Annotated in this window: 7 protein-coding genes; 6 read left to right on the forward strand and 1 reads right to left on the reverse strand. The window is 74.5% G+C overall.

Translation table 11 applies throughout. The annotated features are described in order from the left end of the window. The 4 genes from ACZ51S_RS32730 (at position 1) to ACZ51S_RS32745 (ending at position 4978) form a co-directional block, all read left to right on the forward strand. Positions 1-1908, forward strand: coding sequence for an acetyl/propionyl/methylcrotonyl-CoA carboxylase subunit alpha (locus ACZ51S_RS32730; protein WP_468962886.1), 1908 nt, complete (start codon positions 1-3; stop codon positions 1906-1908). Further along, a complete protein-coding gene (locus ACZ51S_RS32735; RefSeq protein ID WP_468803708.1) occupies positions 1905-3056 on the forward strand; it encodes an acyl-CoA dehydrogenase family protein in 1152 nt (383 codons plus the stop codon). The genes ACZ51S_RS32730 and ACZ51S_RS32735 overlap by 4 nt, the downstream gene beginning before the upstream one ends. 591 nt (positions 3057-3647) lie before the next feature. Next, positions 3648-4391, forward strand: a complete 744-nt coding sequence (locus tag ACZ51S_RS32740) for an enoyl-CoA hydratase family protein (RefSeq protein ID WP_468479384.1) — start codon at positions 3648-3650, stop codon at positions 4389-4391. After that, positions 4379-4978, forward strand: coding sequence for a TetR/AcrR family transcriptional regulator (locus ACZ51S_RS32745; protein ID WP_468479383.1), 600 nt, complete (start codon positions 4379-4381; stop codon positions 4976-4978). Before ACZ51S_RS32740 ends, ACZ51S_RS32745 begins: the two co-directional genes overlap by 13 nt. Before the next feature lie 67 nt (positions 4979-5045). Here the strand turns inward: ACZ51S_RS32745 and ACZ51S_RS32750 are convergent, their stop codons facing one another. After that, the gene (locus ACZ51S_RS32750; RefSeq protein WP_468171042.1) at positions 5046-6161 is read right to left on the reverse strand and encodes a citrate synthase 2; all 1116 of its coding nucleotides are present in this window, start codon (positions 6159-6161) and stop codon (positions 5046-5048) included. A 238-nt stretch (positions 6162-6399) separates the two neighbouring features. On the opposite strand from ACZ51S_RS32750, the gene pdxH reads away from it, so the two are divergent. Together pdxH and ACZ51S_RS32760 are read left to right on the forward strand one after the other, a co-directional pair. Further along, positions 6400-7035 (forward strand): pyridoxamine 5'-phosphate oxidase, encoded by a 636-nt coding sequence (gene pdxH, locus ACZ51S_RS32755; protein WP_468479407.1) that lies wholly within the window; start codon positions 6400-6402, stop codon positions 7033-7035. A 447-nt stretch (positions 7036-7482) separates the two neighbouring features. Further along, positions 7483-8811, forward strand: coding sequence for a PAS domain-containing protein (locus tag ACZ51S_RS32760; RefSeq protein WP_468479382.1), 1329 nt, complete (start codon positions 7483-7485; stop codon positions 8809-8811). Positions 8812-9090 lie beyond the last annotated feature (279 nt).

Raw genomic sequence — 9090 nt, forward strand, 5'->3', positions numbered from 1 at the left:
ATGACCGCACCCATCACCTCCCTCCTCGTCGCCAACCGGGGCGAGATCGCCGTCCGGATCTTCCGAACGGCCCGCGACCTGGGCCTGGCCACGGTCGCCGTCCACTCCGACCCCGACGCCGACGCCCTGCACGTCCGCAGCGCCGACGCGGCCGTCCGCCTGCCGGGAGCCGCACCCGCCGACACCTACCTGCGCGGGGACCTGCTGATCGAGGCGGCCCGCGCGGCCGGCGCGGACGCGGTGCACCCCGGGTACGGCTTCCTCTCCGAGAACGCCGACTTCGCCCGCCAGGTCCTGGCCGCCGGCCTGACCTGGGTCGGGCCGCCGCCCGCGGCCATCGAGGCCATGGCCTCCAAGACCCGGGCCAAGGACCTCGTGCGCGCCGCGGGCGTCCCCCTCCTCGACCCCGTCGACCCGGCCGCCGCCACCGCCGCGGACCTGCCCCTCCTCCTCAAGGCCGCCGCGGGCGGCGGAGGCCGCGGGATGCGCGTCGTACGCGACCTGGACTCCCTCAAGGAGGCCCTGGAAGCGGCCCGCGCCGAGGCACGGTCGGCCTTCGGGGACGACGAGGTCTTCGCGGAGCCGTACGTGGAGCGCGGCCGCCACGTCGAAGTGCAGGTCCTGGCCGACGGCCACGGCACCGTCTGGGCACTCGGCACCCGCGACTGCTCCCTCCAGCGACGCCACCAGAAGGTCATCGAGGAGGCCCCGGCCCCCGGCCTGCCCGCAGCGCTGCGCGAGCGGCTCGCCACCGCCGCCGTGGCCGCCGCCCGGGCCGTCTCGTACCGGGGCGCGGGCACCGTCGAGTTCCTCGTCGGCGCCGACGGCCGCCCGTACTTCCTGGAGATGAACACCCGCCTCCAGGTGGAACATCCCGTCACCGAAGCCGTCCACGGCCTCGACCTGGTCGCCCTCCAGCTGCGGATCGCCGAGGGCGCAGCGCTGCCCGCCACCCCGCCGGAGCCCGCCGGCCACGCCGTCGAGGCCCGCCTCTACGCGGAGGACCCCGCCCGGGACTGGCGCCCGCAGACCGGAGTCCTGCACACCCTCGACGTGCCCGGCCGCGTCCGCGTCGACTCCGGCTTCGCCGCCGGGGACACCGTCGGCATCCACTACGACCCCCTGCTGGCCAAGGTCGTCGCGCACGCGCCCACCCGCACCGAGGCGGTCAGGATCCTCGCGGACGCCCTGACGCGGGCCCGGATCCACGGGCTCACCACCAACCGCGATCTCCTCGTACGCTCCCTGCGCCACCCGGAGTTCGCCGCCGGCCGGCTCGACACCGGCTTCTACGAACGCCACCTCGCCGCCCTCCTCCAGGACGCCCCGGACCCCACGCTCGCCTGCCTCGCCGCAGCGCTCGCCGAAGCGGCCCCGGCCGCCGGCGCCGGCCTCGCCGCCCGCCTCGGCGGCTGGCGCAACCTCCGCTCCCAGCCGCAGAGCCGCCGGTACACCGTGGCGGGCACCGTCCACGAGGCCCGCTACGCACCCGTGGAACAGCCGGGCGTCCGCGTCCTGGCCGCCACCCCGGAGGCGGTCACCCTCGAAGTCGACGGTGTCCGGCGGGTGTTTCACGTGAAACACAACGCGAACGACGAGGTCTACGTGGACTCCCCGCTCGGCTCCCACACCCTCGTGCCCGTCCCCCGGTTCCCCGACCCCCAGGACCGCACCGAACCGGGATCGCTGCTCGCCCCCATGCCCGGCACCGTCGTCCGCATCGCCGAGGGCCTCGCCCCCGGCAGCACCGTCACCGCCGGGCAGCCCCTGCTGTGGCTGGAGGCCATGAAGATGGAGCACCGCATCCTCGCCCCCGCCTCCGGCACGCTCACCGCGCTCCACGCCGTCACCGGCCGACAGGTCGAGTTCGGCGCCCTGCTCGCCGTAGTCCAGGAGGAACAGCCGTGATCGAGACCGAAGAGCACCAGGCCCTGCGCACCGCCGTCGCCGCCCTCGGGCAGCGCTACGGCCGCGACTACCTCGCCCGCGTCGCCCGCGAGGGCCGCCACCCCGACGAACTGTGGGCCGACGCCGCCAAGCTCGGCTACCTCGGCGTCAACCTCCCCGAGGAGTACGGCGGCGGGGGCGGCGGCATCACCGAACTCTCCATCGTCCTGGAAGAACTGGGCGCGGCGGGCTGCCCCCTGCTGATGATGGTCGTCTCACCGGCCATCTGCGGCACGGTCATCGCCCGCTTCGGCACCGAGGCCCAGAAGAGCGCCTGGCTCCCCGGCCTCGCCGACGGCAGCCTCACCATGGCCTTCGGAATCACCGAACCCGACGCCGGCTCCAACTCCCACCGCATCACCACCACCGCCCGGCGCGACGGCGACGACTGGATCCTCACCGGCCGCAAGGTCTTCATCTCCGGCGTGGACATCGCCGACGCCACCCTCGTCGTCGGCCGCACGGAGGACGCCCGCACGGGCCGCCTGAAGCCCTGCCTGTTCATCGTCCCCCGCGACTCCCCGGGCTTCTCCCGCTCGGTCATCGACATGGAACTGCAGGCGGCGGAAAAACAGTTCGATCTGGTCATCGACGAGGTCCGGCTGCCGGCCGAAGCCCTGGTGGGCGACGAGGACGCGGGCCTGCTCCAGCTCTTCGCCGGGCTCAACCCCGAGCGCGTCATGACGGCCGCCTTCGCCATCGGCATGGGCCGCTACGCCCTGTCCAAGGCGGTGGAGTACGCGAGGACCCGCCAGGTGTGGAAGGAGCCGATCGGTGCCCACCAGGCCGTCGCCCACCCCCTGGCGGCGGCGCACATCGACCTGGAACTGGCCCGCCTGATGATGCAGAAGGCGGCGCACCTGTACGACGCGGGGGACGACATGGGGGCCGGGGAGGCGGCGAACATGGCGAAGTACGCGGCGGGGGAGGCGTGCGTCCGCGCGGTGGACCAGGCGGTGCACACCCTCGGCGGCAACGGGCTCACCCGCGAGTACGGGCTGGCGTCACTGATCACGGCGGCCCGTGTCGCCCGCATCGCCCCCGTGAGCCGGGAGATGATCCTCAACTTCGTCTCCCACCAGACCCTGGGCCTCCCCAAGTCGTACTGACCGGCCCGCGCGTCTCCGGCCGGCTGCCGCTGCGCGGAGTCCCCTACCCACCCTTCGCCCGTTCCCCGGAGCTCCGCCCCGGCCCCCCTCCTGGGGGCCAGCCCCCAGACCCCCGCGCCTCAAACGCCGGCGAGGCTGAAGTTGCCGGCCGAGCTGGAGCAGCACACCTGCGTGGGCAAACCACGGGCGGACGGGCGGCCGGACAACGGACGTAAGGGGGCGGGGACGGGGTGGGGTGTCGTCCGGGGCTAAAACGAGATGAATTCGGCGCGCGGTGCCTCGTACGACTCAGACCCGGAACGGGCGCCGAACATCGAAGCCCGCCCCGGACGACACCCCACCCCGGCACCGCCCCCGACCCACCCGAAGCCACCCCACCGAACCCGGCCCGGCAGGGCAACACCGCACCCCGGCACCGTCCCACAGGGCAACCGCCCCGACAGCGCAACCCCCACCCCCACCCCCACCCGCACCCCGCCCAGCCGGGCACCCCGCCCCACCAGACAACCGCCCGGCCAGGGCAACGGCAGCCGCGTACCCTCCCCCCAGGGGGTCCGGCCGGGCCCGCCCGCAGACCCCTCCGGAGGAGACATGGCCCCACTCGTGCACGCCGCCCCGCCGGCGACCGGCATCACCACCCTCACCCTCGACTCCCCGGCCAACCGCAACGCCCTCTCCGCACGCCTCGTCGCCGAGCTCCGCGAGGCCCTCGCGCAGGCGGCCGCCGACCCCCGCACCCGGGCGGTGCTCCTCACCCACACCGGCAACACCTTCTGCGCCGGCGCCGACCTGAAGTCCCCCTGCGACCCCGCCGACTTCCTCGCCCTGCTCCGCGAGGTCACCGCCCTGCCCAAGCCGGTCGTCGCCCGCGTCACCGGGCACGTCCGCGCCGGCGGCCTCGGGCTGCTCGGCGCCTGCGACATCGCCGCCGCCGGGCCCGGGTCCTCGTACGCCTTCACCGAGACCCACCTCGGCTTGGCCCCCGCCGTGATCTCCATGACCGTGCTGCCGCGCCTCGACCCCCGCGCCGCCTCCCGCTACCTCCTGACCGCCGAGCCCTTCGACGCCGCCGAGGCCGCCCGCATCGGGCTGCTGACGCTGCACACCGCGGAGGACGTCGACACCGCCCTGGCCCCCGTCCTCGACGGCCTGCGCAGGGCCTCCCCGCAGGCCCTCGCGGAGACCAAGGCCATGGTCGCCGCCGGTGTACGGGAGGCCCTGGACCGGGACGGCGCCCGCCTGACGGAACTCTCCGCACGCCTCTTCGCCTCCGCCGAGGCCCGCGAGGGCATCACCGCCCGCTTCGAGCGCCGGGATCCGTCATGGGTACGGTGACCGGCCCCGTCCCCAAGCAGGCCCGCAGCCGGGTCACCCGGCGCCACCTGCTGGAGGCGGCCGTGGCCTGCCTCGCCGAGCACGGCTGGGCGGGCTCCACCGTCGCCGTCGTCGCCGAACGCGCAGGGGTGTCGCGCGGCGCCGCCCAGCACCATTTCCCGACCCGCGAGTCCCTCTTCACCGCCGCCGTCGAGTACGTCGCCGAGGAACGCTCCACCGCCCTGCGGGAGCTCTTCGGGACCGCTCCCGCCCCCCGGCCACGGGCGGCGGTCGTCGAGGCCCTGGTCGACCTGTACACCGGAAACCTGTTCCGTGCCGCCCTCCAGCTGTGGGTCGCCGCCTCCAACGAGGAGCAGCTGCGTCCCCAGGTCATCGAGCTCGAAGCCCGGGTCGGCCGTGAGACGCACCGGATCGCCGTCGAGCTGCTGGGCGCGGACGAGTCGCTGCCGGGCGTACGGGAGACCGTGCAGGGCCTCCTCGACATGGCCCGGGGTCTGGGGCTGGCCAACGTCCTGACCGACGACAGGGCCCGCCGGGCCCGGGTGGTGGCCCAGTGGTCCGCGCTGATCGACGCGGCGCTGGGCTGACGGCCCCGGACGTGCGGGGGCGCCGCGTCCCGGACGGGACGCGGCGCCCGGAGGGGAACGCGGGCCCTCAGCCCGTGGCGGCGGCGTCGGTGATGCCGGCGTACCCCTCGATCTCGCGCGGGTCGCGCGGGCCCGGGCCGACGTAGCGCGCCGACGGCCGCACCAGGCGGCCGGTGCGCTTCTGCTCCAGGATGTGCGCCGACCAGCCGGCGGTACGGGCGCAGCTGAACATGGAGGTGAACATGTGCGCCGGGACCTCCGCGAAGTCCAGCATGATCGCGGCCCAGAACTCCACGTTGGTGGCGAGCACCCGGTCGGGGCGGCGCGCGTGGAGCTCCTCCAGGGCGGCCTTCTCCAGGGCGGCGGCGACCTCGTAGCGCGGGGCGTCGAGCTCCTTGGCGGTGCGGCGCAGGACGCGGGCGCGGGGGTCCTCGGCGCGGTAGACGCGGTGGCCGAAGCCCATCAGGCGCTCGCCCTTGTCGAGGGCCTTCTTCACGTACGCCACGGCGTCGCCGGTGCGTTCGATCTCCTCGATCATGCCGAGGACGCGGGACGGCGCACCGCCGTGCAGCGGCCCGGACATGGCGCCGACGGCGCCGGACAGCGCCGCGGCGACGTCCGCACCGGTCGAGGCGATGACGCGGGCGGTGAAGGTGGAGGCGTTCATGCCGTGCTCGGCGGCGGAGGTCCAGTACGCGTCGACGGCCTTGACGTGCTTGGGGTCGGGCTCGCCCCGCCAGCGGATCATGAACCGCTCGACCACGGACTCGGCCTTGTCGATCTCGCGCTGCGGCACCATCGGCAGGCCCTGGCCGCGGGCGGACTGGGCGACGTACGACAGCGCCATCACGGCCGCGCGCGCCAGGTCGTCGCGGGCGGTCTGCACGTCGATGTCGAGCAGCGGTTTCAGGCCCCACACGGGGGCGAGCATCGCGAGCGCGGACTGCACGTCGACGCGGATGTCACCGGAGTGGACCGGGATGGGGAAGGGTTCGGCGGCCGGCAGGCCGGGGTTGAAAGCACCGTCGACCAGCAGGCCCCAGACGTTCCCGAAGGACACGTGGCCGACGAGGTCTTCGATGTCGACACCCCGGTAGCGGAGCGATCCGCCTTCCTTGTCAGGCTCGGCGATCTCCGTCTCGAACGCGACGACCCCTTCGAGTCCGGGTACGAAATCGGACATCAGGCGGCTCCTCAGGTAGTGCGAACACGCGCGGCTCCCGGCGTGATTCGCGGTCCGGCGCGGTCATCCCCGTTGATGCCCGGCAGGGCCGAAGGTCATCCGTGCGGGAACCCTCGGACCGGCCCCAAGATTTTGTCCGTTCCGGTGGGCCTGCGGAAGCGTGACATACGGCACACCGGTGCCCGGCGTACTGCGGCAGGATGACCGTGTGACCGATCAGGACATTGACCCCGCCGTCATGCGCAAGCAGTACCGCTCCGAGATCGTCGAGGAAGCGGACCTCGCCGACGACCCGATGGCGCAGTTCGCCCTGTGGTTCCAGCAGGCGGCCGACTCGCACCTCTTCGAGCCCAACGCGATGGTCGTCTCGACGGCCACCGCCGAGGGGCGGCCGAGCTCCCGGACGGTCCTGCTGAAGCAGTTCGACTCGCGGGGCTTCGTCTTCTTCACCAACTACGGCTCCCGCAAGGTGCGGGAGATCGACGAGAACCCGTACGTCTCGCTGCTCTTCCCCTGGCATCCGATCGCCCGCCAGGTCATCGTGACGGGCCGGGCGGAGCGGGTCGGCCGGGACGAGACGGCCGCCTACTTCCGTTCCCGTCCGCACGGCTCGCAGCTGGGCGCGTGGGCGAGCGCGCAGTCCAGGGTGATCGGCTCGCGCGCGGAGCTGGACCGCCGTTACGCGGAGCTGGCGGAGCGCTACCCGGAGGGCGAGCAGGTCCCGGTGCCGCCGGAGTGGGGCGGGCTGCGGGTGCTGCCCGACGCGCTGGAGTTCTGGCAGGGTCACGAGAACCGCCTGCACGACCGGCTGCGGTACGTCCTGGACGGGGACGCGGGCGGGGACGGCTGGCGCGTCGAGCGCCTCTGCCCGTAGGGGCGGCGGGCCCTTCGCCGCGGGGGCGTCACGCGTGTGCCCCTGACGCAGGCGACCCGCGGGCTCGGGTTCCTCTCCTGCAGTGAGAGGAGCCGGCCGGACGTGCCGGCGAGCCCGCGGGTCGGGTGACTGCTGTGGATTGGCGCCGGGCGATTCCGCCGGGCACCGCACTGGGTGCGCTGCTGACGACGGGCCCTTAGCCCGCAGCCACCTCACGCGTCCGGTTTCCGTACATTTCGGGAACCACCTCCCTTCTCGTGTACGTCAGAGCCTAGGTCGGCCGCTCCCGGGCCCTCAAGTGATTTATCGAGGGGATTCCAACGGGGATTCCGGAGGGTCCCCAGTGGGACATTCCGGGAGGTTTCCGGGAAGCGGATGTGGCCTGGGTCACGTTCGAGTTCAATGATCTGACGTGCCGCACACGCGAACACCTGCAGGGGGTGCCAGGTGAGGGCTTCCGGACGTAGTGAGACCGCCGACGATCTGCTCGCAGCGCTGCTCGACGGGATGGACGCCGCCCTGTGCGCGTTCGACGCCGACGGCGTGATCACCCATTGGAACCGCGAGGCCGAACGGATCCTCGGCTGGACCGCCGCCGAGGCGGTGGGCCGGGCCGGATTCGCGGGCTGGGCGGTGCGCGCCGCGGACGCGGACGACGTACAGGACCGGCTGATGTCCGCGCAGGACGCGCCGGGCCGGCAGGTCCACGAGTTCGCCCTGCTGACCAAGGACGGCGGGCGGATCCTCGTACGGACCCAGTCCGCCGCGGTGCCCGGATCCGACGGGAAGCCCGCCGGGGTCTACTGCGCCTTCAGCGAGGTCCACGCGCAGATCGACCTGGAGCGGTCCATCGCCCTCAGCGAGGCGCTGATGGACGACGCCTCCTGGGGGGTCGTCCTCGTCGACGTGGACCTGCGCCCCGCGGTGGTCAACGCGCACGCCGCCCACGCCTTCGGAGCCGGACGCAGCGCGTTGCTCGGGCGGCCCCTCGGGGACCTGCTGGAGCAGGGCGTGGAGGAACTGGAGGGCGCGCTGCAGCACGTGCTGGCGGAGGGTGCGCCGCCGGCGCCGCTGGAGCTGTGGGTGTCGGTGCGGACCCCGGAGGGGGTGCGGCGGCGCTGCTGGCGGTGCGGGTTCCTGCGGCTGGGGTCGCCGCTCGCGGAGGAGCCGGTGCCGCTGGGGGTGGGCTGGCTGTTCCAGGACGTCACCGAGTCCCGGCAGGCCGAGCTGGACACCGGGCAGCTGCGGTTCCGTACCAACCAGCTGTACCGGGCGGGGCGGGCCGCCGCCGAGTGCGAGGACCCGGCGGAGGCGGCCGCCGTCCGGCTGGACTTCGCGCTGGCCGGCTTCGCGGAGCACGCGGTGGTCGACGTACTGGAACCCGGGCCGGGACGGCGTCTGGTCCGCTCGGCGGTGTCCCCGTCGGGGCTGGCCCTGCTGCTGCCCGGGCCGGGGGCGATCCCGGTCCGCTACGAGGCCGCGCACCCGGCGCTCCAGGCCCTGGACCGGATCGGCCCGGTGCGGGCCAGCGCCCCGGCCGGGGAGGCGGCCGCGGCGTGGGCCTCGGCCCGCCAGTGGCCCCCGGGCGCCACGCACGCCCTGTGCGCGGTGCTCCGCAGCCGCGGCCGCACCCTGGGCGCCCTCACCTTCCTCCGCGGCCCGTCGCGCCCGGCGTTCGAACGCGCGGACGCGCTGTACGCGGAGGAGGTGGCGGCCCGGGTGGCGGCGGACCTGGACCTGGCGATCCGCTGCCCCGGCCGGGCGGAGTGCGGCTGACCCTGGCCGGGTGGTTCGGGGGTGGGCGGGGTTGCCCGTGCCCTGGCCGGGCGGTTCGGGGGTGGCGGGGTGCCCTGGTCGGGCGGGGTTCGGGTGCGGTGTTGCCCTGTCGGGCCCCTGCCCTGGCCGGGCGTTTTCGGGGGTGGGGGGCGCTCTGCCGGGCGGGGTGCGGTGGGGTGGTTTCGGGTCGGGGGCGGTGCCGGGGTGGGGTGTCGTCCGGGGCGGGCTTCGATGTTCGGCGCCTGTTCCGGGTCTGAGTCGTACGGGGCACCGCGCGCC

This window comes from Streptomyces sp. NPDC034043, assembly GCF_055575675.1.